General features: G+C 33.1%; 37 protein-coding genes. 32 read left to right on the forward strand and 5 right to left on the reverse strand.

Translation table 11 applies throughout. The annotated features are described in order from the left end of the window. Nucleotides 1–20: 20 nt before the first annotated feature. Both AC28QF_RS09200 and AC28QF_RS09205 read left to right on the forward strand, forming a co-directional pair. Nucleotides 21–698: a YjjG family noncanonical pyrimidine nucleotidase gene (locus AC28QF_RS09200; protein ID WP_488201613.1), complete on the forward strand. Its 678-nt coding sequence runs from the start codon at nt 21–23 to the stop codon at nt 696–698. Between the two features lie 12 nt (nt 699–710). Further along, nucleotides 711–1,454, forward strand: coding sequence for a hypothetical protein (locus AC28QF_RS09205; protein ID WP_488201612.1), 744 nt, complete (start codon nt 711–713; stop codon nt 1,452–1,454). A gap of 49 nt (nt 1,455–1,503) precedes the next feature. On the opposite strand, the gene AC28QF_RS09210 is transcribed toward AC28QF_RS09205, so the two are convergent. Then, a complete protein-coding gene (locus AC28QF_RS09210) occupies nt 1,504–2,775 on the reverse strand; it encodes a replication-associated recombination protein A (RefSeq protein WP_488201686.1) in 1,272 nt (423 codons plus the stop codon). 76 nt (nt 2,776–2,851) lie between these two features. Between AC28QF_RS09210 and AC28QF_RS09215 the strand changes: the two genes are divergently transcribed. After that, complete coding sequence (locus tag AC28QF_RS09215; RefSeq protein WP_488201611.1) at nt 2,852–3,565, forward strand: rhomboid family intramembrane serine protease; 714 nt, start codon at nt 2,852–2,854, stop codon at nt 3,563–3,565. A 35-nt stretch (nt 3,566–3,600) separates the two neighbouring features. On the opposite strand, the gene rlmB is transcribed toward AC28QF_RS09215, so the two are convergent. The 4 genes from rlmB to AC28QF_RS09235 form a co-directional block, all read right to left on the reverse strand. Further along, nucleotides 3,601–4,338 (reverse strand): 23S rRNA (guanosine(2251)-2'-O)-methyltransferase RlmB, encoded by a 738-nt coding sequence (gene rlmB, locus AC28QF_RS09220; protein WP_488201610.1) that lies wholly within the window; start codon nt 4,336–4,338, stop codon nt 3,601–3,603. A 195-nt stretch (nt 4,339–4,533) separates the two neighbouring features. After that, entirely contained in the window at nt 4,534–5,385 is an 852-nt protein-coding gene (locus AC28QF_RS09225) for a hypothetical protein (RefSeq protein WP_488201609.1), read from the reverse strand. Between the two features lie 25 nt (nt 5,386–5,410). Next, nucleotides 5,411–6,862 (reverse strand): SusD/RagB family nutrient-binding outer membrane lipoprotein, encoded by a 1,452-nt coding sequence (locus AC28QF_RS09230; protein WP_488201608.1) that lies wholly within the window; start codon nt 6,860–6,862, stop codon nt 5,411–5,413. An 11-nt stretch (nt 6,863–6,873) separates the two neighbouring features. Next, entirely contained in the window at nt 6,874–10,011 is a 3,138-nt protein-coding gene (locus AC28QF_RS09235; protein ID WP_488201607.1) for a SusC/RagA family TonB-linked outer membrane protein, read from the reverse strand. A 924-nt stretch (nt 10,012–10,935) separates the two neighbouring features. Between AC28QF_RS09235 and rpsL the strand changes: the two genes are divergently transcribed. The 29 genes from rpsL to rpsK all read left to right on the forward strand — a co-directional run bounded on the left by rpsL (nt 10,936) and on the right by rpsK (nt 26,185). Next, complete coding sequence (rpsL, locus tag AC28QF_RS09240; RefSeq protein WP_028887479.1) at nt 10,936–11,310, forward strand: 30S ribosomal protein S12; 375 nt, start codon at nt 10,936–10,938, stop codon at nt 11,308–11,310. 32 nt (nt 11,311–11,342) lie between these two features. Continuing rightward, nucleotides 11,343–11,819 (forward strand): 30S ribosomal protein S7, encoded by a 477-nt coding sequence (gene rpsG / locus AC28QF_RS09245; protein WP_218771196.1) that lies wholly within the window; start codon nt 11,343–11,345, stop codon nt 11,817–11,819. A 3-nt stretch (nt 11,820–11,822) separates the two neighbouring features. Beyond that, nucleotides 11,823–13,940: an elongation factor G gene (gene fusA, locus AC28QF_RS09250; protein ID WP_488201606.1), complete on the forward strand. Its 2,118-nt coding sequence runs from the start codon at nt 11,823–11,825 to the stop codon at nt 13,938–13,940. A gap of 12 nt (nt 13,941–13,952) precedes the next feature. After that, a complete protein-coding gene (rpsJ, locus tag AC28QF_RS09255; RefSeq protein ID WP_058885438.1) occupies nt 13,953–14,258 on the forward strand; it encodes a 30S ribosomal protein S10 in 306 nt (101 codons plus the stop codon). A gap of 281 nt (nt 14,259–14,539) precedes the next feature. Beyond that, nucleotides 14,540–15,157 (forward strand): 50S ribosomal protein L3, encoded by a 618-nt coding sequence (gene rplC, locus AC28QF_RS09260; protein WP_260584997.1) that lies wholly within the window; start codon nt 14,540–14,542, stop codon nt 15,155–15,157. Continuing rightward, a complete protein-coding gene (gene rplD, locus AC28QF_RS09265) occupies nt 15,157–15,786 on the forward strand; it encodes a 50S ribosomal protein L4 (RefSeq protein WP_488201605.1) in 630 nt (209 codons plus the stop codon). The genes rplC and rplD overlap by 1 nt, the downstream gene beginning before the upstream one ends. Nucleotides 15,787–15,794: 8 nt before the next feature. Further along, nucleotides 15,795–16,085 (forward strand): 50S ribosomal protein L23, encoded by a 291-nt coding sequence (gene rplW / locus AC28QF_RS09270; RefSeq protein WP_488201604.1) that lies wholly within the window; start codon nt 15,795–15,797, stop codon nt 16,083–16,085. Nucleotides 16,086–16,096: 11 nt separating this feature from the next. Further along, nucleotides 16,097–16,921: a 50S ribosomal protein L2 gene (gene rplB, locus AC28QF_RS09275; RefSeq protein WP_488201603.1), complete on the forward strand. Its 825-nt coding sequence runs from the start codon at nt 16,097–16,099 to the stop codon at nt 16,919–16,921. Between the two features lie 3 nt (nt 16,922–16,924). Then, on the forward strand, nt 16,925–17,203 hold the full coding sequence (rpsS, locus tag AC28QF_RS09280; protein WP_028887472.1) for a 30S ribosomal protein S19: 279 nt from the start codon (nt 16,925–16,927) through the stop codon (nt 17,201–17,203). A 9-nt stretch (nt 17,204–17,212) separates the two neighbouring features. Next, nucleotides 17,213–17,617 carry a 50S ribosomal protein L22 gene (gene rplV, locus AC28QF_RS09285; RefSeq protein WP_418649878.1) on the forward strand — a complete coding sequence of 135 codons (405 nt, stop codon included), beginning with the start codon at nt 17,213–17,215 and terminating at the stop codon, nt 17,615–17,617. An 11-nt stretch (nt 17,618–17,628) separates the two neighbouring features. Continuing rightward, the gene (gene rpsC / locus AC28QF_RS09290) at nt 17,629–18,351 is read left to right on the forward strand and encodes a 30S ribosomal protein S3 (RefSeq protein ID WP_488201602.1); all 723 of its coding nucleotides are present in this window, start codon (nt 17,629–17,631) and stop codon (nt 18,349–18,351) included. A 22-nt stretch (nt 18,352–18,373) separates the two neighbouring features. Next, complete coding sequence (gene rplP, locus AC28QF_RS09295; RefSeq protein WP_488201601.1) at nt 18,374–18,805, forward strand: 50S ribosomal protein L16; 432 nt, start codon at nt 18,374–18,376, stop codon at nt 18,803–18,805. Nucleotides 18,806–18,816: 11 nt separating this feature from the next. After that, nucleotides 18,817–19,008 (forward strand): 50S ribosomal protein L29, encoded by a 192-nt coding sequence (rpmC, locus tag AC28QF_RS09300; RefSeq protein WP_218771187.1) that lies wholly within the window; start codon nt 18,817–18,819, stop codon nt 19,006–19,008. Between the two features lie 18 nt (nt 19,009–19,026). After that, nucleotides 19,027–19,284: a 30S ribosomal protein S17 gene (gene rpsQ, locus AC28QF_RS09305; protein WP_068703444.1), complete on the forward strand. Its 258-nt coding sequence runs from the start codon at nt 19,027–19,029 to the stop codon at nt 19,282–19,284. 1 nt (nt 19,285) lies between these two features. Beyond that, the gene (gene rplN / locus AC28QF_RS09310) at nt 19,286–19,654 is read left to right on the forward strand and encodes a 50S ribosomal protein L14 (protein ID WP_218771186.1); all 369 of its coding nucleotides are present in this window, start codon (nt 19,286–19,288) and stop codon (nt 19,652–19,654) included. A 12-nt stretch (nt 19,655–19,666) separates the two neighbouring features. Further along, nucleotides 19,667–19,975, forward strand: a complete 309-nt coding sequence (gene rplX, locus AC28QF_RS09315) for a 50S ribosomal protein L24 (protein WP_488201600.1) — start codon at nt 19,667–19,669, stop codon at nt 19,973–19,975. A 2-nt stretch (nt 19,976–19,977) separates the two neighbouring features. Beyond that, a complete protein-coding gene (rplE, locus tag AC28QF_RS09320) occupies nt 19,978–20,529 on the forward strand; it encodes a 50S ribosomal protein L5 (RefSeq protein WP_488201599.1) in 552 nt (183 codons plus the stop codon). A gap of 3 nt (nt 20,530–20,532) precedes the next feature. Continuing rightward, a complete protein-coding gene (gene rpsN, locus AC28QF_RS09325) occupies nt 20,533–20,802 on the forward strand; it encodes a 30S ribosomal protein S14 (protein WP_101046946.1) in 270 nt (89 codons plus the stop codon). A 358-nt stretch (nt 20,803–21,160) separates the two neighbouring features. Further along, on the forward strand, nt 21,161–21,559 hold the full coding sequence (gene rpsH / locus AC28QF_RS09330) for a 30S ribosomal protein S8 (protein ID WP_058884664.1): 399 nt from the start codon (nt 21,161–21,163) through the stop codon (nt 21,557–21,559). Between the two features lie 12 nt (nt 21,560–21,571). Continuing rightward, on the forward strand, nt 21,572–22,117 hold the full coding sequence (gene rplF, locus AC28QF_RS09335) for a 50S ribosomal protein L6 (protein ID WP_488201598.1): 546 nt from the start codon (nt 21,572–21,574) through the stop codon (nt 22,115–22,117). An 18-nt stretch (nt 22,118–22,135) separates the two neighbouring features. After that, complete coding sequence (gene rplR, locus AC28QF_RS09340) at nt 22,136–22,486, forward strand: 50S ribosomal protein L18 (protein ID WP_488201597.1); 351 nt, start codon at nt 22,136–22,138, stop codon at nt 22,484–22,486. Nucleotides 22,487–22,494: 8 nt separating this feature from the next. Further along, a complete protein-coding gene (gene rpsE, locus AC28QF_RS09345; protein ID WP_488201685.1) occupies nt 22,495–23,019 on the forward strand; it encodes a 30S ribosomal protein S5 in 525 nt (174 codons plus the stop codon). Between the two features lie 11 nt (nt 23,020–23,030). After that, on the forward strand, nt 23,031–23,213 hold the full coding sequence (gene rpmD / locus AC28QF_RS09350; protein ID WP_218771179.1) for a 50S ribosomal protein L30: 183 nt from the start codon (nt 23,031–23,033) through the stop codon (nt 23,211–23,213). An 11-nt stretch (nt 23,214–23,224) separates the two neighbouring features. Then, nucleotides 23,225–23,674, forward strand: coding sequence for a 50S ribosomal protein L15 (gene rplO / locus AC28QF_RS09355; protein WP_260585026.1), 450 nt, complete (start codon nt 23,225–23,227; stop codon nt 23,672–23,674). 14 nt (nt 23,675–23,688) lie between these two features. Beyond that, nucleotides 23,689–25,008, forward strand: a complete 1,320-nt coding sequence (gene secY / locus AC28QF_RS09360; RefSeq protein ID WP_488201684.1) for a preprotein translocase subunit SecY — start codon at nt 23,689–23,691, stop codon at nt 25,006–25,008. A gap of 1 nt (nt 25,009) precedes the next feature. After that, complete coding sequence (gene infA / locus AC28QF_RS09365) at nt 25,010–25,225, forward strand: translation initiation factor IF-1 (protein ID WP_104808455.1); 216 nt, start codon at nt 25,010–25,012, stop codon at nt 25,223–25,225. Between the two features lie 12 nt (nt 25,226–25,237). Continuing rightward, a complete protein-coding gene (ykgO, locus tag AC28QF_RS09370; protein WP_073316873.1) occupies nt 25,238–25,354 on the forward strand; it encodes a type B 50S ribosomal protein L36 in 117 nt (38 codons plus the stop codon). Beyond that, on the forward strand, nt 25,354–25,719 hold the full coding sequence (rpsM, locus tag AC28QF_RS09375; RefSeq protein ID WP_218771177.1) for a 30S ribosomal protein S13: 366 nt from the start codon (nt 25,354–25,356) through the stop codon (nt 25,717–25,719). The genes ykgO and rpsM overlap by 1 nt, the downstream gene beginning before the upstream one ends. A gap of 79 nt (nt 25,720–25,798) precedes the next feature. Then, nucleotides 25,799–26,185, forward strand: coding sequence for a 30S ribosomal protein S11 (rpsK, locus tag AC28QF_RS09380; RefSeq protein ID WP_028887452.1), 387 nt, complete (start codon nt 25,799–25,801; stop codon nt 26,183–26,185). Nucleotides 26,186–26,285: the final 100 nt, after the last annotated feature.

A 26,285-nucleotide genomic window follows, 5' to 3' on the forward strand; every position in this document is an offset into this window, starting at 1 on the left:
TTTTAGAATAGTATACTAGGATGAATATAAAACACATTTTTTTTGATTTAGATCACACACTTTGGGATTTTGATAAAAACTCAAAACTAACCTTTAAACAAATTATAGAAGAGCAGAGCATTAAAATAAATGTAGATGATTTTTTAAACATCTACTTACCGATTAATTTAAAGTATTGGAAATTATATAGAGAAGAAAAAGTATCGAAAACAACTTTAAGATACGGCCGGTTAAAAGAAACTTTTGATGCTTTAAACTATAAAATATCAGACGATTTAATTACTACAATTTCTGAAGACTATATTAAATACTTACCTAATTATAATCATTTATTTGAAGGAACAGTTGAGGTTTTAGAGTATTTAAAACAAAAATATGAATTGCATATAATAACGAATGGTTTCGAAGAAATTCAAAGTTTAAAGATGCAAAAAGCAGGAATAAATACATATTTTAAAGAAGTTATTACCTCGGAAAGTGTGGGTGTTAAAAAGCCAAATCCTAAAGTTTTTGAGTTTGCTTTAATGAAAGCAAAAGCAACAGCAGAAGATGCTATAATGATTGGTGATAGTTATGAAGCAGATATTTTAGGTGCTTTAAATTGTGGTATGTTAGCAATTCATTTTACAAATGAAATAAAGCCAAAGGCTGGAGTGATAAGTATTCAATCACTAATACAATTAAAACAATATTTATAAATTACAATAAACATGAATAAATTACTTTTTATTTTTTTGATGCTATCAGCATCAATCTTTGCTCAAAAAAACATTAACAATTATAAGTATATAATTGTGCCTAAGAAATTTGATTTTGTTACAAAAGATGATCAATATCAAACAAGTTCATTAACTAAGTTTTTATTTAATAAATATGGTTTCAGAGCTGTTTTATCAGATGAAAAATTACCAATAGATTTAGCTAAAGATAGATGTTTGGCTTTAACAGTAGTTATTAAGGATGAATCAAGTATGTTTTCAACCAAAACAATTCTTGAGTTGCAGGATTGTTTCAATAATGTTGTATTTATTTCTTCTCTTGGAAAAAGTAAACAGAAAGAATATAAAAAAGCTTATCATGAAGCAATTCGTAAAGCTTTCAAATCAGTTCAGACTTTAAAGTATAATTATGTTCCTCTTAAAAGTGTAAAAATTCACGAACCTATTGTAGATACTAATATCAATAATATTAAGGTTATAGAGTCTAAAATAGATGTAGAGAACGATGTTAATGAAACAAAAGCAATAAGTTTATATGCACAATCAATTCCTAGCGGATTTCAATTAGTAAATACAAAACCAGAAGTTATTTTTCAAATATTAAAAACAAATGTTAAAGATGTTTATATACTGAAGGGTAAAAACGGAGTTTTATACAAAAATAATGGTATTTGGATTGCAGAATATTATAAAGAAAGTATAAAAGTTATAGAGAAATACGAAGTTAAGTTTTAATTTCTATTTAAATTTACATTAAAAAAGGGCGCTATTTTAGCGCTCTTTTTTAATAATTATATTTATCCTTCCAGCGTTGTTTTAATAATTCTCTAAACTGATTTTCTCGAGCATTATTACCTGGCTCATATAGCTTTGTGTTTTTTATTTCGTCAGGTAAAAATTCTTGATTCACAAAGTTACCAGCATAATTATGTGAGTATTGGTAATCTTTACCATAATCTAAATCTTTCATTAGTTTTGTAGGAGCATTTCTTAAGTGCAACGGAATTGATAAATCTCCTGTTGTTCTTACTAAGTTCTGAGCTTCGCCAATAGCCATATAAGATGCATTACTTTTTGCAGAATTAGCTAAGTAAATAGCGCATTGACTAAGTATAATTCTCGATTCAGGATAACCAATTACTGACACAGCCTGAAACGTGTTATTAGCCATTATAAAAGCAGTAGGGTTTGCATTACCAATATCTTCTGAAGCTGCAATAAGAAGCCTACGAGCAATAAATTTTACATCTTCACCACCTTCAATCATTCTAGCCAACCAATACACAGCACCGTTAGGATCGCTACCTCTTATCGATTTTATAAAAGCTGAAACAATATCGTAATGTTGCTCGCCAGTTTTATCATAACGAACGGTGTTTTTCTGAATTTTAGATAAAACTAATTCATTAGTAATTTCAATCTCCTCATCAGCCGCTACTAATAATTCAAAAATGTTTAATAATTTACGAGCATCTCCACCTGATACTTGTAATAAGGCATCAGTTTCTTTTAAAGTTATCTTTTTTTGTGATACAAGGTTGTCTTCTTTCATAGCTCTGTTTAAAAGAGCTATTAAATCATTTTTATCAAAAGAATTTAAAATATATACTTGGCAACGAGAGAGTAGGGCAGGTATGACTTCAAAACTAGGGTTTTCAGTTGTGGCGCCGACCAGGGTAACCCATCCTTTTTCTACCGCAGCTAAGAGTGAATCTTGTTGAGATTTACTAAAACGATGAATTTCATCAATAAATAAAATAGGATTTTTATGAGTAAACAATCCACCGCTTTTCTTTGCTTTCTCTATTACCTCTCTAACATCTTTTACGCCCGAACTTATTGCACTTAGAGTATAAAAAGGACGGCCGGATTCATTAGCAATAATATTAGCCAAAGTTGTTTTTCCGATACCAGGAGGTCCCCAAAGAATTAAAGAAGGAATGATACCTTGTTTAATATGATTTGTTAAAATTCCGCTTTCGCCAACCAAGTGTTGTTGACTAATATAATCTGATAATTTTTGTGGACGTATTCTTTCTGCCAAAGGTTCATTCATGATGTAAAAATATAAAAGATTTATGACAGATGTTCCGAAATAGTTGTTTGGATTTATTTTTGTTATTTTCATACTGATGAAAACAGATACTCAATTAAAATTTTCGAACAGCGTTTTTCTTATTCCGTTTATTTTTGTTTTCCTAATATGGTTTATTTATTGGGTAGAAATTACTTTTGGATTAAATTTTAATAAATATGGTGTAGCACCCAGAAAAGTTTATGGTTTAAGAGGCGTTTTAGTGTCTCCATTTATACATAGTGATACGAGTCACCTTTTTAATAATTCGGCTCCTTTATTTGTGCTTTCTATTTGCCTTTTTTATTTTTATAATAAGGTAGCACTAAAAGTTTTAACTTTAGGAGCTTTATTAACAGGTTTTTTAACTTGGATTATAGCCTCTAGTTCCTACCATATTGGCGCGAGTGGTATTGTATACTTATTATTCAGTTTTGTTTTTTTTAGTGGAATAATAATAAAACATTATCGATTGGTAGCTGTTTCGTTAATTATAATTTTTCTCTACGGAAGTATGATTTGGTATGTATTACCAATTAAAGAAGGTATGTCTTGGGAAGGACACCTTTCTGGGTTGATATCTGGCTTTATTTTAGCTGTTTTTTATAGAAAGATTGGCGTCGTAAAAGAAAAACATCAGTTTTCTAAAACTGATTTTGACGATATGTTTGATGAAGAAGGTAATTATATGCCACCTGAAATTAATGAAGAGGTTGAATTAACTATACTACCAGAAATAGATTATAAATATTTTTATAAAGAAGAAGAATAAAAAAAACCTGCTTTAAAGCAGGTTTTTTATTTATATTATTGTCTTTGTCTTAGTGTTTCATACAAAAATACGCCACAGGCAACTGAAACATTTAAAGATTCAATTTCACCAAGTAAAGGCAATTTGGCTTTGTAATCTACCATTTTTAAAACAGAAGTACTTACACCTTTGTGCTCAGAACCCATTACAATTGCTATAGGTTGATTTAAATCAACATCAAAAACAGAATCTTCTGTTTTTTCGCTAGCAGCAACCATTTTTATATCTGCCGCTTGTAATTGAAACATAGCATCTTTAATATGATCTACTTTACAAATAGGAATTTTAAAAGCTGCACCAGCTGATGTTTTTATAGTTTCTGCATTTACAGGAGCACTACCACTTTTTTGAATGATAATTCCGTTAACACCCGTACATTCAGCAGTTCTTATAATAGCACCAAAATTACGTACATCAGATACCTGATCTAACAATAAGAATAAAGGCATTTTATCAGACTCTAAAGTAGTTTCAATTAATGTTTCTAAATCATGAAAATCTACAGGAGAAATTTTAGCAACAGCTCCTTGATGATTACTGTGCTTAGATAATCTATCAAGTTTTTCTGTAGGAACAACACTAGTTGATACTTTGTTTTTTCTTAATAACTTATCTAATTCAAAAAATAACTCGCCTCTAAGTCCTTTTTGTAAATATACTTTGTTAATTGATGCATCACTTTCAATAGCTTCAATAATTGCTCTAATACCAAAAATAGTAGTGTTTTCTTCCATGCTGCAAATGTACTAGAATTTATTGTATAAAAAAACCACCTCGTTAGAGGTGGTTTTAAATATTTAAAAGAATAAATTTATTTAGGAGTTACAGTATACATATAACCGTCTTTAACTTCAAGTTCTGCAAGAATTGCTTGAGAACCATCTGCATCATTCGACATAAATCCATTATTTAATTATCTATTAATTTTATTATTGTCTTGTATAAGTAGATGTCCAAGTACCATCTCTAGTAGACCAAAGTGTTTGAAGGTGAGTCATAGTAAGTACACCTGCATTAGCATCCCATGATCCGCCTGTTATATCACCAATATCGTATGTACCACCATCAGAACCAAAATCTAAGTTACCTGTAGGTAATACATCTCCACAAACAACAGAAATGCTTCCAGAGTTTAGTAAAGTAGAGTTACCAGTACATTGGTGTAACCAACCACCATCAGCACTTCCTATAAGCCAAGTACCATCAGCATTTTTTGATATAGTAGTTGTAAAAGAAGGTGCGCAAGAACTGTTAGTAACTAAATACGTTCCTGTTAAATCTGCTGAACAATTTACCACTACATTAAAATCACCCATACTAGCGTTGTAATAATAAACATCACCATCTTTTTGAGTAATTTTAGCTCTAAAAGTTACTTTATCTCCAATTCTTAAAGCGGTAGGAGTTACTCCTGTACCACTTAAAATTTTTGTTAAGTTATCAACAACTAAGTTAAAAGGAAGTGTAGTAGATTCACCTACTGCAATTTCTTCACCACCATTGTATGATTTTACAATTTCTATTTTTTCTAAACCTTCTGTACTACCAGATACTTTAGAAATAGTCATGTTTAAATAAGCTGTAGATATAGTAACAGTAGCATCGGCTAAATCAACCCCTGCTTCAGGAGAACCTAATATAGAGGTACCAGATGTTGCAGAAAAGTTAATTAAAAAACCAGCTTCATCTTTAACTTCTGCTACAGTATCTGCATCAGTATCACATGATGTTATGGTTACAAAACTAACCATAGCTAAGAATATATATATTATTTTTTTCATTTTAAGTGTTTTTTATTTTTAAAAATTAATTCTGCCACCATAATGATGTAGTTAACTTATCTGCACCTTGATTAGATACAGCATCTGTATAATTTAAACCATTAACAGATTGTTGAGATAATGGGTAATTATATCTTGATGGGATAGATGATTCTTGAGCATCTATAGCTAAAGGTAAGTTCGGAAACTTAGTTCTGTTCCATTCAGCAAATGCTTCAAATCCTTGCATGTATAATGATACCCATACTTGTCCTGCAATTTGATCTAAACCAGCAGCACCACCACTATAAGTAATTGTAAATGGAGCAACACCGTTGTTAAGACAAGATGCAGCAATAGCTTCATTTAAGTGAGTACCTGCATCAGATACAGCACCAATATAACCTTTAGCAGAAGCTTCAGCCATTAATAATTTAAGTTGAGCATAAGTTAAGAAGTAACCTGGTTGAGTTGCTTCTAAATACTTAGTACCAATTAAAGAAACGTTGTTAGAATCTCCAAATACAGAGTTACCAATGTCTTGAATACCTGCAGGTTTACCTACATAACCGTTACCAGAACCATCACCACCAACTTCTTGCGCATATACAGGTAATCTAGTATCACCAGTATTAGTCATATAAGTTACTAATTCTTCTCCTAAACACCATTCTGTAGTTCTACCTCCATCAACTAAAGATTCGAAATATGGATTAGCACTAGGGTCAGCTGCAAGGTATGTTAATTTAGCTTCCTCACTATTACTAGCAAATAAGTTTCCAGAAGAAACAAGTGCTTGTAACTGAGATGAAATATTACCTAAAGCGGTAGTTCCTGAAGCAGAAGCACGCATTAAAACTTTAAATTTTAAAGAAGCTGCATACTTTTTCCACATACCAGAATCACCAGCATACATTAAATCTTGAGAAGGATTGATTACTCCTGAACCATCTAATAAAGACATGGCTTGATCTAACATTCTAATTATTTCAGGATATACTACAGTTTCACTGTCATCATATACAGGAGTTGTATTTCCTTGATCACCTTTTAAGGCTTCTAACATTGGAATATCTCCATATGCGTCAGTTAAAATATGAAAAGCATTTGCTTTAATAACTAAAGCAACACCTTGAAGATCTGAATTACCTTCTACAGCAGCAAGATTTTGCATTACATCAGCATCTTTTAAAACTCTTGAATATAAAATTGTCCATAACGTTTCAATAGAAGCTTGTCTAGGAACGTATAATTCATTTGTGTTATATACAGGTTTACCTAAGTGCTGTACCCAACAAGAACCAGCTTCACCAGCTAAAAAAGGACTTTGGGTTTGATTAGCCGTATTGTACAATGTACTTGCTAACAACAAGTCAGCAGGAAGTGAAGTAGGGTTGTTAGGGTCTTTGTTAAGTTCTTCAAACCCCTCATCACAACTAGTCATAACAAATACTTGTGCTATAACTAATACTGATAATATTATTTTATTTAATTTCATTATTTAATTTTTTAAAATTTAACATTAAGGTTAAAACCGAAACTTCTAGTAGAAGGAATTTGAGCGTATTCTAAACCTTGTTGACCAGTAGCACTACTAAATCCTGTTTCTGGATCAATGTGTGGTACTTTTTTATACAAAATAGCTAAATTTCTAACAGTCGCTCCTATTGAAACCTGATCTATACCAGTGCTTGAAAGTAATTTACTAGGTAGCGAGTAAGTAATTGCTAATTGTCTCCATTTAACAAATGAAGCATCATATACAGATGATTCTGCTATGTTTTGAGAATAAGTAGTCGAATAAAAGCTCTGTGCCGTAGTAACTACATTGTTTGGTACATAACCACCAGCTCCATCAGACATAACTCCTTCTCCAACAACACCAGTCTCACGACCTTGTATTGTTTCTTCTAATACACCTGCTAATTTACCCCAAGTATTTGTTTGAGAATAAACTTCACCTCCCATTTTAACATCAAATAATGTACTTAATGAAAAGTTTTTATAAGTCATGTTTAAACCTAATCCTCCTGTCCAATCAGGGTTAATGTTTCCTAAAACTTTAGCTGTAGCATCTCTTTGAGGAAGACCGTTACTATAAATAATAGAACCTTCATCATTTCTTAAAAATCCAGGACCAACTATAGAACCAACAGCTTCACCTTCTTTAGCTACAATGTCAACATTCCATAATCCACCAAGAACAACTTGTCCGTTGTTAGTTTCGTTATCATCATCAATTCTACTAGCTTCATTTTTATTTTTAGCAAAGTTTATGTTCATTGCTAAATTAAAATCTTCAGATCTAATAATATCAGCAGATAATGCTAATTCGATTCCTTTGTTAGAAATGTCAGCTGCGTTATCCCAATACCCAGTATTACCACTTGCAGGGTCAATATCTTTAAGCATAATTACATCAGAAGTTAATTTATCGTAATAAGTTAAATCTAAACGTAATCTACTTTTAAATAAACGAGCCTCTAAACCAATTTCTTTTTCTTGAGTATCTTCATTTTTAATATTTGGGTTCCATAAAGTACCTGGGTAAATTCCGGCAGGCGTAGTTCCCCATTTATCAGCAAATGCAAATGTAGGTTCAATAGAATATGGCGCTAGTGGACCTGCACTACCTACTTTAGACCAACCACCTCTTAATTTTAAATAAGATACTGTACGACCTTTTATATCAAAAATATCACTAAGAATAGCAGTACCTGTTACACTTGGGTAGAAAAAACTATTATTATCGGTAGGTAATACAGATGCCCAGTCATTTCTTCCTGTAATATCTAAAAATAAGTAATCTTTATAAGCTAAGTTAATAAAACCAAAAACACTATTAATCTTTCTGTTAGTTTGCTGTTGAGCTAAAACAGGATTCACTCCATCTTTAACATTTGAAATATTAAAAAGACCAGGAGTTTGAAGTTCTGGAGCTTCTAAATACAATCTATGATAGTTATTTGTCATCATATTATTACCAATACTAGCAGTAATATCAAAATCTTCACCAATACTTGTATTATAGTTTAATAAAAGTTGAGTATTGATTTCATATCTAGTACGTTGAGTTTCTGAGTAAAAACCTCTAACATTTGTATAAGTACCAAAAGCACGACGTTTAGTATCTAAAGAAGAAAAGTAATCGATACCAGTTTGACCTGATATACTGAAATTATCATTAATCTTATAACCTAAAGTAATATTACCTAAAATTCTATCTCTATCAAAAGAGTTAGTGTTAGTATCTAATGCCCAAAAAGGGTTATTGTTGTATGCTAAATTCCAGTTAATAGGAGTAGCAACATCTGCACCAGAAGCAAAACCTGTTGGTATATTTCTCCAATCTTTTAAAGCATTGATATCTACATTTCTTGCAGACCATACCAATTGAGCTACTTGATTATTTGCATCACCATAACCAACAGAAGGTAAGTTGTCACTTTCTGTTTTTACATAGTTTACACTATATCCAGCAGTCCATTTGTCTGATAAATCAAAGTTAGCATTTGTACTAAAGTTATATTTTGTTAAATCAGTATTATAAATAATACCATCCTGATCTGTTAAACCTAAAGATAATCTAGCAGTATAACCATCACCACCTTTAGAAAAAGAAATGTTGTTGTTTGTCGTTAAACCTGTTTCGTAAAAATCTTTTACGTTGTTAGGTTTAGATACCCAAGGAGCTGGTTGCCCGTTAGAATTCCATTGAATAAATTCTAAACCAGCATCTAAAGCAGGTCCCCAACTTTCATCTACACCACCATCTCCAGTAACACCGTCAACATACTCAAAGAATTGAGAAGAGTTACCTTGCCCGTATGAGTTTTGGTAATCAGGTAAAATAAAAGGGTTTTCAAAAGTAATACTACTTGATATCTCTATTCCTAATTTATCTGATTTTTTACCTTTTTTTGTAGTAACAACAAGTACACCATTAGAACCTCTCATTCCATATAATGAAGTCGCCGCCCCACCTTTAAGAACGTTTATAGATTCAATGTCATCTTGATTTAAATCAGCTAATCCATTAGGAGTACCATTTCCACCTCCATTTCCACCTGAAGTATAAGAACCGTTGTCCATAACAATACCATCAACTACAATTAAAGGTTGAGCACTACCACTAATAGTAGAGATACCTCTAATTACAATTCTAGATTGAGCACCAACAGCACCAGAAGAAGAGGTTACATTAACACCTGCAATTTTACCACTTAAAGAGTTCACTATATTCGCATCACGAACAGTTGTTAACTCTTTAGCATCTACACTTTGCGTAGAATAACCTAAAGCTTTTTCCGCTCTTTTAATTCCAAGGGCAGTAACTACTACTTCATCTAATATGTTATCATTAGACATTGATAAATTGATTGTGTTTAAAGCACCAACAGTTTTTGATTCCGTTTTCATACCCACAAAACTAAATACTAAAACATCTCCAGCTTTAGCTTTAATAGAGTATTTTCCGTCAAAATCAGTTTCTGCACCTTGAGTGGTACCCTTTTTTAAAATAGTAACCCCAGGAAGAGGTCCTGACTCGTCAGTAACTGTACCTGAAATTGTTTTGTCTTGTGCAAACGAAATTTGCACGACCAACGCTAGCAATAGCGTTAAAATTCCATTAAACTTTGTTTTCATTGTATAATTATTTGAATTAATTAATGGCTAAATTCTTAATTTTATATTAAATCAACAACTTTTTTAACATAAAAAAATAAAAAAAACTTAATATTTGACAATGAGTTGCCTTTTGAGGTGATAATAAAGTAATAGATGGGTTTTTAATTTATGCGTTAATTGTTAATCTTAAATTTATTTATTGGTTAATAATAAAAAAATATTATCTATATTTTATTTATTAGATTTTTGGAGGTTTAACTGGTATGCATATCTTTTATAGTTTTGTTTTTTTATACTTTTTTAGTAATTATAATTTGGAAAGTTGTTTTATAGCTTGTCATAGGTTTTTATTGATGAGGTTTTATTATGTTTCCTTGTTGGTTTAGAGAATTTACTGTTTTGGAATGAGTTCATATTTATTATGAACGAAGGTTGTAATAATATAAGTATTAGGTGTTGTTTTGTAATTGGTTTTTTAAAAAAAAATGGCTTTACTTATTCTAAAGATTGGTTTAAATAAATTAAATTTTTGCTTCTCATCAAGGATATATTGGGCAGTTATTACGTAATAAATTTGGAGTTTTTAATAGGTTAATTATGTTGCGTAAAAGTGTTGTTTTTGGATTGTCTCTAGGTAAGTTTTTTTTGGTTTAATAGATTTTTTTATTGAGCTTGTGGGTTTTAGCTAGGTGACTATTAATTTTAAATTACACTCTTAAATTAATTGTATTTTGTGATATCTTTAGATTCTAATTATTAGAGTGGTTTTTATGTTTGTTGTCTAGAGTAGTAACAACTCGTTTAATATGAGTTTAATTATTTAGATATTGTTTTTTTTAAAATAACTCATTGATATTTGAATAATTAGAAAATAATTGTACATTTGCACACTCTTTTAAAGAGAGTAATTTTTAGTACAAATTAAAAACAAGTAATAATAGTATGCCAACTATTCAACAATTAGTTCGTAAAGGAAGAACCAAAATAACTAAGAAGAGTAAATCGGCTGCTTTACAAGCTTGTCCTCAGAGACGTGGAGTTTGTACGCGTGTGTATACCACTACACCTAAGAAACCTAACTCAGCAATGAGAAAGGTTGCAAGGGTAAGATTAACAAATGGTAACGAAATTAACGCGTATATTCCAGGAGAAGGGCACAACTTGCAAGAGCACTCGATAGTATTAGTTAGAGGTGGAAGGGTAAAAGATTTGCCAGGAGTTAAGTATCACGTAGTACGTGGTGCATTAGATACTGCAGGAGTTGAGGGTAGAACCCAACGTAGGTCTAAGTACGGTGCAAAACGCCCAAAGAAGTAAAAACAATCAATTAACTTTTTTAATGTAAAGACATGAGAAAAAGAAAAGCGAAAAAAAGGGTTCTTTTACCAGATCCAAGGTTTAACGACCAATTAGTAACACGTTTTGTAAACAACTTAATGTGGGATGGTAAAAAATCTGTAGCTTTTAAAGTATTTTACGATGCAATGGATATCGTAAACGAAAAAAAGACTGACGAAGAAAAATCAGCCTTAGAAATTTGGAAAGATGGTTTGTCAAATGTGATGCCACATGTAGAGGTTCGTTCTCGTCGTGTAGGTGGAGCAACATTCCAGATACCAATGCAAATCCGCCCAGACCGTAAAGTGTCTATGGCTATTAAATGGATGATAACTTACACGCGTAAGCGTAATGAGAAAACAATGGCACAGCGTTTAGCTGCTGAAATCTTAGCTGCGGCTAAAGAAGAAGGAGCTGCTGTTAAAAAGCGTACAGACACTCATAAGATGGCTGAAGCTAACAAAGCATTCTCACACTTTAGATTCTAAGAAATGGCTAGAGATTTAAAATTTACTAGAAATATTGGAATTGCTGCGCATATTGATGCCGGTAAAACCACTACGACAGAACGTGTATTGTATTATACAGGTGTTAGTCACAAGATAGGTGAGGTACATGATGGTGCCGCAACTATGGACTGGATGGAGCAAGAGCAAGAAAGAGGTATTACAATTACTTCTGCAGCTACTACTTGTGAATGGAAGTTCCCATTAAATAATGGTGAAGCTACAGATGAAACAAAAGGATATCACTTTAATATTATTGATACTCCAGGTCACGTTGATTTTACAGTTGAAGTAAACCGTTCATTAAGAGTACTTGATGGATTAGTTTTCTTATTTAGTGCAGTTGATGGTGTTGAGCCTCAATCTGAAACTAACTGGAGACTTGCTGATAATTATAAAGTACCACGTATCGGTTTTGTTAACAAAATGGACCGTCAAGGATCTAACTTTATGGCAGTATGTCAGCAAGTTAAGGACATGTTAAAGTCAAACGCAGTGCCAATTGTTATGAACATTGGTGATGAAGATGAGTTTAAAGGTATTGTAGATTTAGTGAAGAACCGTGCTATTGTATGGCATGATGAAACACAAGGAGCTACTTTCGATATTATAGATATTCCAGAAGAATTAAAAGAAGAAGCTGCTGAGTTAAGAGGTAAACTTATTGAAGAGGTTGCCGCTTATGATGAGAATCTTTTAGAGAAATATATGGAAGATGAAAATTCAATTACTGAAGAAGAAGTGCATGCCGCGCTTCGTGCTGCAGTAATGGATATGTCTATCATTCCTATGATCTGTGGATCAGCGTTTAAAAATAAAGGTGTTCAGTTCTTATTAGATGCTGTTTGTCGTTATTTACCTTCTCCAATGGATAAGGAAGCAATCGTTGGTACAAATCCTGATAATGGTGAAGAGATTTCTCGTAAGCCAGATGTAAAGGAGCCTTTCGCTGCTTTAGCATTTAAAATTGCTACCGATCCTTTCGTAGGTCGTTTAGCATTCTTTAGAACATATTCTGGTCGTTTAGATGCAGGTTCTTATGTTTTAAATAACCGTTCAGGTAAAAAAGAACGTATTTCTCGTATCTACCAAATGCACGCTAACAAGCAAAACGCTATCCCTTTCATTGAGGCAGGAGATATCGGTGCAGCAGTAGGTTTTAAATCTATTAAAACAGGAGATACTTTATCTGATGAAAAGCATCCTATTGTTTTAGAATCTATGGACTTCCCAGACCCAGTAATTGGTATTGCGGTTGAGCCTAAAACTAAAGCAGATGTTGATAAATTAGGAATGGCTTTAGCTAAACTAGCAGAAGAAGATCCTACGTTTACTGTAAGAACAGATGAAGCTTCAGGACAGACTATTATTTCTGGAATGGGTGAGTTACACTTAGATATTATTGTTGATCGTTTAAAGCGTGAATTCAAAGTAGAAGTGAACGAAGGTCAGCCACAAGTAGAGTATAAGGAGGCAATTACTGCTTCTGCTGAACATAGAGAAGTTTTCAAAAAGCAATCTGGTGGTCGTGGTAAATTTGCTGATATAGCATTTACTATGGAGCCTGCTGATGAAGGTGTTCAAGGTTTACAATTCGAGTCAGTAATTAAAGGTGGTAACGTTCCTAAAGAATTTGTTCCTTCTGTAGAGAAAGGATTCAAAGAAGCTATGAAGAACGGTCCTTTAGCTGGATACGAAATGGATTCAATGAAAGTAACTTTAAGAGATGGATCTTTCCACCCTGTGGATTCTGATGCATTATCTTTCGAGTTAGCTGCAAAAATGGGGTATAAAGCTGCTGCTAAAGCTGCTAAAGCCAGAATTATGGAGCCATTAATGAAAGTTGAAGTGTTAACTCCTGAAGAAAACATGGGAGATATCGTAGGAGATTTAAACAGAAGAAGAGGTCAAGTTAACGACATGAGCGATCGTGCCGGATCTAAAGTTGTAAAAGCATTAGTTCCATTATCTGAAATGTTCGGATATGTAACAGCTTTAAGAACAATGTCTTCTGGTAGAGCTACTTCTACTATGGAATTTGATCACTATGCTGAAACTCCTTCAAATGTTTCTGAAGATGTAATTGCAAAATCTAAAGGTTAATAAGATATTAAGATGAGCCAAAAAATTAGAATTAAATTAAAATCTTACGATTACAACTTAGTTGATAAATCTGCTGAAAAAATCGTAAAGACAGTAAAGGCTACTGGAGCTGTAGTAAACGGACCAATTCCTTTACCAACAAATAAAAAGATTTTTACTGTATTACGTTCACCACACGTAAACAAAAAATCTAGAGAGCAATTTCAATTATCTGCTTACAAAAGATTATTAGACATCTATAGTTCTTCTTCGAAAACTATTGATGCTTTAATGAAACTTGAGTTACCAAGTGGAGTTGAAGTTGAGATTAAAGTATAAGTAAATAACTAACTTTCGGTTTAATTTTTTTAAACCGAAAGTTTTTTATACTTTTGCGCACCGGAATTAACGTTCCGTGGTGTAATAATGCTGATTTATTCAGTATTTAACATGTCCTGAGGGTTTCGCGATGGAAAAACGGTAAAAACAAATTCAGGGTGAAGATGTTTTTCGCTCTTTTTTTATGTAAAATTTTAAGGAATCTGAAACATTTGTTTCAAAAATTTTTTATTAATAGACGCGCTGGATAAATAAAATCTATCGTCTTAAAATTAACAAATATGTCTGGGTTAATAGGTAGAAAAGTAGGTATGACCAGCTTATTCGATGAGAACGGGAAAAACATTCCTTGTACTGTAATCGAAGCAGGGCCATGCGTGGTTACCCAAGTCAGAACCGAAGAGGTAGACGGCTATAGTGCGTTACAACTTGGTTTCGATGACAAAAAAGCAAAAAGCTCTAATAAAGCTTTAGATGGACACTTTAAAAAAGCTGGTACATCTGCTAAGAAAAAAGTCATTGAATTTCAAGGATTTGACGGAGAGTATAAATTAGGTGATTCAATTACTGTTGAGCACTTTACTGAAGGAGAATTCGTAGATGTTTCTGGAGTTTCTAAAGGTAAAGGTTTTCAAGGTGTTGTTAAACGTCATGGATTTGCCGGTGTTGGTCAAGCAACTCACGGTCAGCATAACCGTTTAAGAGCTCCTGGTTCGATTGGTGCTGCATCATATCCTGCAAGAGTATTCAAAGGAATGCGCATGGCAGGTCGTATGGGTGGAGACAAAGTAAAAGTTCAAAATTTAAAAGTATTAAAAGTGGTTGCTGATAAGAATCTTATCGTAGTTAAAGGAGCAATTCCTGGTCACAAGAATACTTTTGTAACTATCGAAAAATAATGAAAGTAGCAGTTTTAGATATTACAGGAAAAGATACCGGTAGAAAAGTTGAACTTTCTAACGAGGTATTTGGTATTGAACCGAACGATCACGCAATTTATTTAGATGTAAAGCAGTACTTGGCTAATCAAAGACAAGGAACTCATAAGTCTAAAGAAAGAGCAGAGATCGCTGGTAGTACAAGAAAGATTAAGAAACAAAAAGGAACAGGTACTGCACGTGCGGGTTCGATCAAATCTGGAGTTTTCAGAGGTGGTGGACGTATGTTTGGACCAAGACCAAGAAGTTATTCTTTTAAGTTGAATAAGAACTTAAAGCGTTTAGCACGTAGGTCAGCTTTAAGTATTCAAGCAAAGGGAAGCAATTTAGTAATAATTGAAGATTTCAATTTTGAAACTCCAAAAACTAAAGAGTTTATCAATGTTTTAAAAGCTTTAGAATTAGATACAAAAAAATCTTTATTTGTATTAGGTGACGAAAGTGATAATGTTTACTTATCATCTCGTAACATAAAAGGATCTAAAGTAGTAAATGCTACAGGAGTTAATACTTACAGTGTTTTAAATGCTAATAAAGTAATTATTTCTGAAAGCTCTTTAGAAGGAATTCAAATTAACTTAAGTAAATAGGGAAAGATATGAGTATTTTAATTAAACCTATTATAACGGAAAAAGCAACAAAAGATAGCGAAGTATTTAATCGCTATGCATTTGTTGTGAACAGTAAGGCTAATAAATTGGAAATCAAAGGAGCTGTTGAAGCAACTTATGGTGTTGCAATTAAGTCTGTTAAGACTATGAATTATCCTATTAAAAGAAATACTAAACACACTAAAAAAGGTTTAGTAACAGGGATAACTAGTGGATACAAAAAGGCAATCGTTCAGTTGGCTGAAGGAGAAGCTATTGATTTTTATAACAATCTTTAAGAAAAGACAGAATGTCAGTTAGAAAATTAAAACCAATAACACCAGGTCAGCGTTTTAGAGTTGTAAATGGGTTCGACACCATAACAACTGATAAGCCGGAGAAAAGTTTACTTGCTCCGAAAAAACGATCTGGAGGTCGAAACAACCAGGGTAGAATGACAACACGTAACATTGGTGGTGGTCATAAACAAAAATACCGTATTATTGATTTCAAAAGAAATAAACAAGGTATCCCTGCAACAGTAAAAACTATAGAGTACGATCCAAATCGTACTGCATTTATTGCTTTACTTAGTTATGCTGATGGTGAAAAGCGTTATGTAATTGCACAAAACGGTTTAAAAGTAGGTCAAGTAATCGTTTCAGGTAAAGGATTAGCTCCAGAAGTTGGAAATGGTTTATACTTAAGCGAAATTCCTTTAGGAACAACTATTTCTTGTATTGAGTTGCACCCAGGTCAAGGAGCTGTTATGGCTCGTTCTGCAGGTTCATTTGCTCAATTAATGGCAAGAGATGGTAAGTACGCAACAGTTAAGTTACCTTCAGGTGAAACAAGATTAATCTTGTTAACTTGTATGGCAACTATCGGGGTTGTATCTAATTCAGATCACCAATTACTAGTTTCTGGTAAAGCAGGTAGATCTAGATGGTTAGGTAGAAGACCAAGAGTTAACGCTGTACGTATGAATCCTGTTGATCACCCAATGGGTGGTGGTGAAGGACGTTCTTCAGGAGGACATCCAAGATCAAGAAACGGTATTCCAGCTAAAGGGTTTAAGACTAGATCTAAAACTAAAGCTAGTAATAAGTATATTATAGAACGTAGAAAGAAATAAACCATGGCAAGATCATTAAAAAAAGGACCTTTCGTTCACTATAAGTTAGAGAAAAAAGTGTTAACTAACGTTGAAACTGAGAGTAAGTCAGTTATCAAAACTTGGTCAAGAGCAAGTATGATTACTCCAGATTTCGTTGGGCAAACAATTGCTGTTCATAACGGACGTCAGTTTGTACCAGTTTACGTTACTGAAAACATGGTAGGTCATAAATTAGGCGAATTTTCACCAACACGTTCTTTTAGAGGGCACGCTGGTGCAAAAAATAAAGGTAAAAAATAGTAGGAAATTATGGGAAGTCGTAAACATAACATGGCAACACAGTTAAAAGAAGCAAGAAAGTCTAAAGCTTTTGCTAAAATAACTAATTGTCCTACATCACCAAGAAAAATGCGTTTGGTAGCAGATTTAGTAAGAGGAGTAGAGGTTGAAAAAGCTTTACAAATCTTAAAGTTTAGTCCAAAAGAAGCATCAAGAAACTTAGAGAAATTGTTAATGTCTGCAATAGCAAACTGGCAAGCTAAGAATGAAGATGCTAGTATCGAAGATGCTGGATTATTCGTTAAATCTATTTGTGTAGATAGCGCAGGTATGTTAAAGAGATTAAGACCAGCTCCACAAGGGCGTGCACACAGAATTCGTAAGCGTTCTAATCACGTTACTTTAGAGTTAGGAGCTAAAAATAAAAGTAATTAATCAAAGTAGATATGGGACAAAAAACAAATCCAATAGGAAATCGTTTAGGAATTATCAGAGGATGGGAATCTAACTGGTATGGTGGAAATGACTACGGAGATAAATTAGCTGAAGATTTTAAAATAAGAGAGTATATTAATGCTCGTTTATTTAAAGCAAGTGTATCAAGAGTAATTATTGAGCGTACGCTTAAACTTGTAACCGTTACTATCACTACTGCACGTCCAGGTATCATTATTGGTAAAGGAGGTCAAGAGGTAGACAAGTTAAAAGAAGAGCTTAAGAAAATTACAGGAAAAGAAGTTCAAATTAATATTTTTGAGATTAAGCGTCCAGAATTAGATGCTAAATTAGTAGCAGCTAGTATTGCTCGTCAAATTGAAAATAGAATTTCTTACAAGCGTGCTACTAAAATGGCTATTACTGCAGCAATGAGAATGAATTCAGAGGGGATTAAAGTCCAAATTTCTGGTCGTTTAAATGGAGCAGAAATGGCACGTTCTGAGCATTATAAAGAAGGAAGAATTCCTCTTTCTACTTTTAGAGCAGACATTGATTATGCACTTGTTGAGGCACATACACAATACGGAAGATTAGGTATTAAGGTATGGATCATGAAAGGTGAGGTTTATGGAAAACGTGAATTATCTCCATTAGTAGGATTATCTAAACAAAAAGGTGGTGTTAGTAAAGGTGGTGGAAACAAACGTCAACAACCTCGCAGAAGAAAATAATTTTTAAAATTAGAAATTAAAAATGTTACAGCCAAAAAGAGTAAAATACCGTAAGGTACAGAAGGCGAAAGGAAATATGAAAGGTAACTCTGGTAGAGGTGCTCAACTTTCTAACGGAACGTTTGGTATCAAATCATTAGATCAGAATTTACTTACCTCTCGTCAAATAGAAGCAGCTCGTATTGCGGCAACTCGTCACATGAAGAGAGAAGGACAGCTTTGGATTAAGATATTTCCAGACAAGCCTATTACCAAGAAGCCATTAGAAGTACGTATGGGTAAAGGTAAGGGTGCTCCTGACCATTTTGTGTCAGTTATTAAACCAGGTAGAATTTTGTTTGAAATTGGTGGAGTGCCAATGAATGTAGCAAAAGAAGCTTTACGTTTAGCTGCACAAAAACTTCCAGTAAAAACGAAGTTTGTTATTGCAAGAGATTTTGATTTTAACGCTTAATTCTATATACAATGAAACAATCAGCAATTAAAGAATTAACCACAACTGACTTACAAGGAAGGTTTGTGACGTTAAAGAAAAATTATACGGATCTTAAGATGGCTCACGCCATAACTCCATTGGAAAACCCAATGCAGATTAAAAGCTTAAGAAAAACTGTAGCAAGAATTGCTACGGAGTTAACTAAAAGAGAATTACAATAATTCTAGTCAGTTTTAAAGATGGAAAAAAGAAATCTTAGAAAAGAGAGAATAGGTGTAGTATCTAGTAGCAAAATGGAGAAATCTATTGTTGTTAATGAGGTAAAAAGAACCAAACACCCAATGTATGGTAAATTCGTATTAAAGACGAAAAAGTACGTTGCACATGACGAGAATAACGACTGCAACGAAGGAGATACAGTTAGGATAATGGAAACACGTCCTATGAGTAAATCTAAGCGTTGGAGATTAGTAGAAATCTTAGAAAGAGCTAAATAATATGTTACAGACAGAATCAAGATTAAGAGTCGCAGATAACACTGGAGCAAAAGAAGTTTTAGTGATAAGAGTTTTAGGAGGAACAAGAAAGCGTTATGCTAGCGTTGGAGATAAAATTGTAGTAACTGTAAAGTCTACATCTCCAAACGGAAGTGTAAAAAAAGGTCAAGTATCTCGCGCAGTTGTTGTTCGTACTAAAAAGGAAATTAGACGTAAAGACGGATCATACATCAGATTTGATGATAATGCTTGTGTACTTTTAAATCCTACAGAGGAAATGAGAGGAACTCGTGTATTTGGTCCTGTTGCCCGTGAATTACGTGATAAGCAATTTATGAAGATAGTATCATTAGCACCTGAAGTGCTTTAAATCGACATTAAGATGAAGAAGTTCAAAATCAAATCAGGAGATACTGTTAAAGTATTAGCAGGAGATCACAAAGGATCGGAAGGAAAAGTTTTACAAATCTTTAGAGATAAAGATAGAGTTTTAGTAGAGGGTGTTAACATGGTGTCTAAACACACTAAACCAAGCGCTGCTAATCCTCAAGGAGGAATTGTGAAAAAAGAAGCTTCTTTACATATATCAAACTTAGCTTTAGTAGAAAATGGTGAAGCTGTAAAAGTTGGTTACAAAGTAGAAGGAGATAAGAAAATTAGATTTTCAAAAAAATCAGATAAAGCAATATAACAATGAGTTACGTACCAAGATTAAAAGAGGAGTACAAGAGCAGAGTTATAAAAGCTCTTACTGAAGAATTCGGTTATAGTAATGTAATGCAAGTACCTAAATTACAGAAGATTGTTGTAAATAAAGGTGTTGGTGAAGCTATAGCAGATAAGAAATTAATAGAATACGCTATTGACGAGTTAAGTACAATTACAGGTCAAAAAGCAGTTTCAACTATATCTAAAAAAGATGTTGCTAACTTTAAATTACGTAAGGGAATGCCAATTGGCGCTAAAGTTACGTTAAGAGGAGTTAAAATGTACGAATTTTTAGATAGATTAGTTACCGCTTCTTTACCACGTGTAAGAGATTTTAACGGAATCAAAGCTAATGGTTTTGATGGTAGAGGTAATTACAATTTAGGAATTACTGAACAAATCATCTACCCTGAAATTAATATTGATCAAGTAAAAAAGATTAGTGGAATGGATATTACTTTTGTAACATCTGCAAATACTGATAAAGAAGCTAAATCATTATTAACTGAATTAGGTTTACCATTTAAAAAGAACTAAGACATGGCTAAAGAATCAATGAAAGCGCGTGAGCGCAAAAGAGCTAAAGTGGTAGCAAAGTATGCTGAGAAGAGAAAAGCTTTAAAAGAAGCTGGAGACTACGAAGGTTTACAGAAATTGCCAAAGAATGCATCACCAGTTAGAATGCACAATCGTTGTAAATTAACAGGTCGTCCTAAAGGATATATGCGTCAGTTCGGTGTTTCACGTGTTACTTTTCGTGAAATGGCTAACCAAGGATTAATTCCAGGTGTTAAAAAAGCAAGCTGGTAAACAGCACTTTTTCATAAAAAAAAGCGTACAACTATAAAAGGTGTACGTTTTTTTTGTTTTATTAAAGTAATTTATACAGTTTTTGTAAGCTCTAATACAACATATTTAAGGCAATAATTTAAGACTCAAAATGATAAGGCTTTAAATGGTTGATTTTTAAAAAGTTTATGTATATTTGCACACTGTTTTTACAGGGTATGTTGAGTCTTGTAAGTAAATACTGAATAACTGTATAATGCTTACGATATCTTATCCTTAAAACAAAAAATAAATATTAACTGGTTTCAGGTTTAATAATCACGAGTTTTCATAGTGGGAATAGGGTTTATTGAATACCAAAACCGAAATTTAATTAATTATGTATACAGATCCAATCGCGGATTTTCTTACTCGAGTTAGAAATGCTATTGCAGCAAATCACCGAGTAGTCGAGATTCCTGCTTCAAAATTGAAGAAGGAAATGACGAAAATTTTGTTCGATCAAGGTTATGTTTTAAGCTACCAGTTCAATGACGATAAAGTTCAGGGAACAATCAAGATAGCTTTAAAGTATGATCGTGATACGAAAGAATCAGTAATCAGAAAAATTCAAAGAATTTCAACACCAGGTTTACGTAAGTACGTTGGCTCGAAAGAGATGCCAAGAGTATTAAACGGTTTAGGTATTGCTATTGTTTCTACATCTAGAGGTGTAATGACAAACAAAAAAGCAAAACTAGAAAACGTTGGTGGAGAAGTATTATGTTACGTTTATTAATCACTTTGTACAATGAGTAGAATAGGAAAAAATCCAATCGCATTACCACAAGGTGTTGAAGTTAAAGTAGACGGAAATGTGGTTACAGTAAAAGGTAAATTAGGAGAATTAACTCAAGAGTTAAAATCTGACATTACTGTAGAAATTGAAGATGGTGTTTTAACAGTTAAAAGAACATCAGATAGTAAAGATCATAGAGCAGCACACGGTTTATATCGTTCTTTAATCAGTAACATGATTGAAGGTGTTTCTAATGGTTATACTAAGGAATTAGAATTAGTAGGTGTTGGTTATAGAGCATCTAACCAAGGGCAAAAATTAGACTTAGCTTTAGGTTTTTCTCATAACATTGTTTTAAACTTAGCTCCTGAAGTAAAGGTTGAAACAGTATCTGATAAAGGTAAAAACCCAATCATTAAATTATCTTCATTTGACAAACAATTAGTTGGTCAAGTAGCAGCTAAAATTCGTTCTTTCCGTGCTCCAGAGCCATATAAAGGAAAAGGAATTAAGTTTGTAGGTGAAATATTAAGAAGAAAAGCAGGTAAATCTGCATAATAAATAAGAGATATTATTATGGCATTATCAAAGCTTGAAAGAAGACAACGAATTAAGTATAGAATTAGAAAAGTCGTTACAGGAACAGCTGCTAAACCTAGGTTATCAGTTTTTAGAAGTAACAAAGAAATCTATGCTCAATTAATTGATGACGTTGCCGGTGTAACATTAGCATCTGCATCATCAAGAGATAAAGAAATTACATCTGGTTCTAAATCAGAAGCTGCAACTGCAGTAGGTAAAGCAATTGCTGAAAAGGCTGCTGCAAAAGGTTTTGAAGCTATTTCTTTTGATAGAAATGGGTTTTTATACCACGGTAGAGTTAAGGTATTAGCAGAAGCTGCTAGAGAAGCTGGTTTAAAATTTTAAGAAATTATATTATGTTAGGATATAAAAACGTAGAAAGAGTAAAACCAAGCGGATTAGAGCTTGTAGATAAGTTAGTAGGTGTACAACGTGTAACCAAAGTAACAAAAGGTGGTAGAGCATTTGGTTTCTCTGCAATCGTAGTAGTTGGTGATGGTAACGGAGTTGTAGGTCATGGGTTAGGGAAATCTAAAGATGTTGCTTCGGCAATTGCAAAAGCAATTGAAGATGCAAAGAAAAGTTTAGTACGTATTCCTCTTTTAGATGGTACTTTGCCTCACGAACAGAAAGGTAAATTTGGTGGAGCGAAAGTTTTTATCAAGCCAGCCTCTCATGGTACGGGAGTTATCGCCGGTGGAGCAGTACGTTCAGTATTGGAGTCTGTTGGTATTAAAGACGTATTATCAAAATCTCAAGGATCATCAAATCCTCATAACGTAGTAAAGGCAACTTTTGATGCTTTATTACAATTACGTAGCGCGGCAGCAATTGCTAAGCAAAGAGGAATTTCTTTAGAGAAAGTTTTTAACGGTTAAAATTTAAGACGATGAGTAAAATTAAAGTTACACAAGTAAGAAGTAAAATCGGTCGCCTTAAAAGTCAAAAATTAACCTTAGCGGCTTTAGGTTTACGTAAGATGAATCATACTGTAGAACACAATGCAACAGCATCAATTTTAGGTATGGTAAAAACAGTTTCACACTTAGTTTCTGTAGAAGAAATTAAATAAGACAATATAAGATGAGTTTACACAACTTAAAACCTGCAGTAGGATCTACTAAGAGCGGTAAAAGAATCGCTCGTGGAGAAGGATCTGGGCATGGAGGTACCTCTACAAGAGGTCATAACGGTCAGAAATCTCGTTCTGGTTATTCTCGTAAAATAGGATTTGAAGGAGGGCAAATGCCACTTCAAAGACGTGTACCTAAATTTGGTTTCACAAACATTAATCGTAAAGAGTATGTTGGTGTTAATTTAGATAAGTTACAGGGATTAGTAGAGAACGGAAAAATTACAGATACAGTTACTTTAGAGGTTTTAGTAGAAAACCGTTTAGCTCGTAAAAACGATTTAGTAAAAATACTAGGTGGTGGTGAGTTAAAAGCTAAATTAAACATAACTGTACATAAATTTACTGCAACAGCAAAAGCGGCTATTGAAGCTGCAGGAGGTGAAGTAGTTACATTATAAGAAAATTGTAAATGATGAATTTTATAAATACGTTAAAAGACATTTGGAAGATAGAAGAGTTAAAAGAGAAATTACTTTTAACCTTAGGTTTAATCGCTGTTTACCGTTTTATGGCGGCAGTTCCATTACCTGGAATTGACCCTACACAGTTATCAGCTTTACAAGACAGTACTTCTAGTGGACTTTTAGGTTTATTAAACGCATTTACAGGAGGGGCATTTGCTAGAGCGTCAGTAATGGCACTAGGTATAATGCCTTATATTTCTGCATCGATTGTAGTACAGTTAATGGGTATCGCGGTACCTTATTTACAGAAGTTACAAAAAGATGGAGAAAGTGGACGTAAGAAGATTACACAAATAACAAGATGGCTAACAATTGCTATTACATTGTTTCAAGCACCAACCTATATTGGTATTATTCAAAACCAAATGGGATTAGGACCTGAAGCATTTTTAGTAACAGGAGCTACATTTTGGGTGTCATCAATAATCCTATTATCTGCAGGAACAATTTTTGCAATGTGGTTAGGTGAGCGTATTACAGAAAAAGGAGTTGGTAATGGAATTTCATTATTAATTACTGTAGGTATTATCGCTAACTTTCCAGCTGCATTCATTCAAGAATTAGTTTCTAAGCAAACAGCAGGAGCAGGAGGTATTATGATGATTCTAATCGAATTAATAGTTTGGTTTGTAGTGATTTTGTTAACCGTTTTATTAGTTACAGCAGTACGTAAAGTAGCAGTTCAATACGCACGTCGTACAGCCGTTACAGACATTAAAGATGTTGACGGTGCTCGCCAGTACATTCCATTAAAATTGAATGCGTCTGGTGTAATGCCAATTATTTTTGCACAAGCTATTATGTTTTTACCAGTAGCTCTAGGTCAAAAATTTCCAGCATTAAACAGTTTAACTGATAATTTCGGATGGCAGTATAACCTTATATTTGCTCTTTTGATAATCATTTTTAGTTATTTTTATACGGCGATTACGATCCCTACAAACAAAATGGCTGAAGATTTAAAAAGAAGTAATGGTTTTGTTCCAGGTTATAAGCCAGGAGAAGAAACTGCAAACTATTTAGACTCTGTGTTATCTAAAATAACATTTCCAGGTTCTTTATTTTTAGCAGCTTTATCTATTTTACCTGCAATTATTGTAAAGTTTGGGGTTACTCAAAACTGGGCAATGTTTTTTGGAGGTACATCATTAATTATTATGGTTGGTGTAGCAATAGATACCATACAGCAAATTAACTCGTATTTATTAAACAGTCGTTATGATGGTTTAATGAAATCAGGTAACAGTAACAGAAAATCATTAAAATAATATGGCTAAGCAATCAGCAATTCAGCAAGACGGAACAATTACAGAAGCATTATCTAATGCAATGTTTCGTGTAGAATTAGAGAACGGCCATGTTGTAACGGCACACATTTCAGGTAAAATGCGTATGCATTATATCAAATTATTACCAGGAGATAAGGTGAAATTAGAAATGAGTCCGTATGATTTATCAAAGGCAAGAATTACTTACAGATACTAAAAAAACACACTGATGAAAGTAAGAGCATCATTAAAGAAAAGAAGCGCCGAGTGCAAGATTGTACGTAGAAAGGGCAGATTATATGTAATTAACAAAAAGAATCCTAGATTTAAACAAAGACAAGGGTAATGGCAAGAATAGCAGGTATTGATATTCCAAAGAATAAAAGAGGTGTTATCGCTTTAACTTACATCTTTGGTATAGGAAACAGCAGATCTAAAGAAATTTTAGCAACTGCAAAGGTAGACGAGAGTATCAAGGTTCAAGATTGGACTGATGATCAAATTGCAGCGATTCGTGAGCAAGCAGGAACATTTACTATTGAAGGTGAATTACGTTCAGAAGTTCAATTAAGCATTAAGCGTTTAATGGACATCGGATGCCAAAGAGGTATTCGTCACAGATTAGGTCTTCCTTTAAGAGGTCAAAGAACTAAGAATAACTCTCGTACTAGAAAAGGTAAGAGAAAAACTGTAGCTAACAAGAAAAAATAAGTTAGATAAGTAATAAAGATCTAATAGTAGTAACAAAACTACAAGGTTAGAAAACTAAATTACTAAAACTATAATAATCATGGCAAAGTCTAAAATAACAAAAAAACGTAAAGTTGTAATAGAATCAGTAGGTGAAGCTCACGTTACTGCATCATTCAACAACATTATTATTTCTTTAACAAACAAAAAAGGTGACGTTATTTCTTGGTCATCTGCAGGTAAAATGGGTTTCAGAGGTTCTAAAAAGAACACTCCGTATGCAGCTCAATTAGCAGCAGAAGATTGTGCTAACGTAGCAAAAGAAGCAGGTTTACGTAAAGTAAAGGTGTATGTTAAAGGACCTGGGAACGGTAGAGAATCTGCAATCAGATCTATCCACAATGCTGGAATCGAAGTAACTGAAATTATTGATGTTACTCCTATTCCTCATAACGGATGTCGTCCTCCTAAAAGAAGAAGAGTATAAGTTGAATTAATTTTCAACTTATATTTTTATTTTGTGTACTTTTGTGCGCGCAAAAAAAAAGAATATTTTTAACTAAAGTAGGAATCAGGTTATCGAAGGA

This window comes from Tenacibaculum sp. M1.3A, from assembly GCF_057732375.1.

Coding starts and splice junctions, on each gene's coding strand:
- rplW (WP_488201604.1), top strand. CDS start 15,795: ATGAGTATTTTAATTAAACCTATTATAACGGAAAAAGCAACAAAAGAT.
- AC28QF_RS09225 (WP_488201609.1), bottom strand. CDS start 5,385: ATGAAAAAAATAATATATATATTCTTAGCTATGGTTAGTTTTGTAACC.
- rpsG (WP_218771196.1), top strand. CDS start 11,343: ATGAGAAAAAGAAAAGCGAAAAAAAGGGTTCTTTTACCAGATCCAAGG.
- ykgO (WP_073316873.1), top strand. CDS start 25,238: ATGAAAGTAAGAGCATCATTAAAGAAAAGAAGCGCCGAGTGCAAGATT.
- AC28QF_RS09210 (WP_488201686.1), bottom strand. CDS start 2,775: ATGAATGAACCTTTGGCAGAAAGAATACGTCCACAAAAATTATCAGAT.
- rlmB (WP_488201610.1), bottom strand. CDS start 4,338: ATGGAAGAAAACACTACTATTTTTGGTATTAGAGCAATTATTGAAGCT.
- AC28QF_RS09215 (WP_488201611.1), top strand. CDS start 2,852: ATGAAAACAGATACTCAATTAAAATTTTCGAACAGCGTTTTTCTTATT.
- fusA (WP_488201606.1), top strand. CDS start 11,823: ATGGCTAGAGATTTAAAATTTACTAGAAATATTGGAATTGCTGCGCAT.
- rpsM (WP_218771177.1), top strand. CDS start 25,354: ATGGCAAGAATAGCAGGTATTGATATTCCAAAGAATAAAAGAGGTGTT.
- AC28QF_RS09230 (WP_488201608.1), bottom strand. CDS start 6,862: ATGAAATTAAATAAAATAATATTATCAGTATTAGTTATAGCACAAGTA.
- rpsL (WP_028887479.1), top strand. CDS start 10,936: ATGCCAACTATTCAACAATTAGTTCGTAAAGGAAGAACCAAAATAACT.
- secY (WP_488201684.1), top strand. CDS start 23,689: ATGAATTTTATAAATACGTTAAAAGACATTTGGAAGATAGAAGAGTTA.
- rpsS (WP_028887472.1), top strand. CDS start 16,925: ATGGCAAGATCATTAAAAAAAGGACCTTTCGTTCACTATAAGTTAGAG.
- rplB (WP_488201603.1), top strand. CDS start 16,097: ATGTCAGTTAGAAAATTAAAACCAATAACACCAGGTCAGCGTTTTAGA.
- rplX (WP_488201600.1), top strand. CDS start 19,667: ATGAAGAAGTTCAAAATCAAATCAGGAGATACTGTTAAAGTATTAGCA.
- rpsK (WP_028887452.1), top strand. CDS start 25,799: ATGGCAAAGTCTAAAATAACAAAAAAACGTAAAGTTGTAATAGAATCA.
- rpsN (WP_101046946.1), top strand. CDS start 20,533: ATGGCTAAAGAATCAATGAAAGCGCGTGAGCGCAAAAGAGCTAAAGTG.
- rplV (WP_418649878.1), top strand. CDS start 17,213: ATGGGAAGTCGTAAACATAACATGGCAACACAGTTAAAAGAAGCAAGA.
- rpsC (WP_488201602.1), top strand. CDS start 17,629: ATGGGACAAAAAACAAATCCAATAGGAAATCGTTTAGGAATTATCAGA.
- rplO (WP_260585026.1), top strand. CDS start 23,225: ATGAGTTTACACAACTTAAAACCTGCAGTAGGATCTACTAAGAGCGGT.
- AC28QF_RS09200 (WP_488201613.1), top strand. CDS start 21: ATGAATATAAAACACATTTTTTTTGATTTAGATCACACACTTTGGGAT.
- rpsJ (WP_058885438.1), top strand. CDS start 13,953: ATGAGCCAAAAAATTAGAATTAAATTAAAATCTTACGATTACAACTTA.
- rplP (WP_488201601.1), top strand. CDS start 18,374: ATGTTACAGCCAAAAAGAGTAAAATACCGTAAGGTACAGAAGGCGAAA.
- rplR (WP_488201597.1), top strand. CDS start 22,136: ATGGCATTATCAAAGCTTGAAAGAAGACAACGAATTAAGTATAGAATT.
- rpmD (WP_218771179.1), top strand. CDS start 23,031: ATGAGTAAAATTAAAGTTACACAAGTAAGAAGTAAAATCGGTCGCCTT.
- rplE (WP_488201599.1), top strand. CDS start 19,978: ATGAGTTACGTACCAAGATTAAAAGAGGAGTACAAGAGCAGAGTTATA.
- rpsH (WP_058884664.1), top strand. CDS start 21,161: ATGTATACAGATCCAATCGCGGATTTTCTTACTCGAGTTAGAAATGCT.
- rpmC (WP_218771187.1), top strand. CDS start 18,817: ATGAAACAATCAGCAATTAAAGAATTAACCACAACTGACTTACAAGGA.
- rplF (WP_488201598.1), top strand. CDS start 21,572: ATGAGTAGAATAGGAAAAAATCCAATCGCATTACCACAAGGTGTTGAA.
- rpsQ (WP_068703444.1), top strand. CDS start 19,027: ATGGAAAAAAGAAATCTTAGAAAAGAGAGAATAGGTGTAGTATCTAGT.
- AC28QF_RS09205 (WP_488201612.1), top strand. CDS start 711: ATGAATAAATTACTTTTTATTTTTTTGATGCTATCAGCATCAATCTTT.
- rplC (WP_260584997.1), top strand. CDS start 14,540: ATGTCTGGGTTAATAGGTAGAAAAGTAGGTATGACCAGCTTATTCGAT.
- rplN (WP_218771186.1), top strand. CDS start 19,286: ATGTTACAGACAGAATCAAGATTAAGAGTCGCAGATAACACTGGAGCA.
- AC28QF_RS09235 (WP_488201607.1), bottom strand. CDS start 10,011: ATGAAAACAAAGTTTAATGGAATTTTAACGCTATTGCTAGCGTTGGTC.
- infA (WP_104808455.1), top strand. CDS start 25,010: ATGGCTAAGCAATCAGCAATTCAGCAAGACGGAACAATTACAGAAGCA.
- rplD (WP_488201605.1), top strand. CDS start 15,157: ATGAAAGTAGCAGTTTTAGATATTACAGGAAAAGATACCGGTAGAAAA.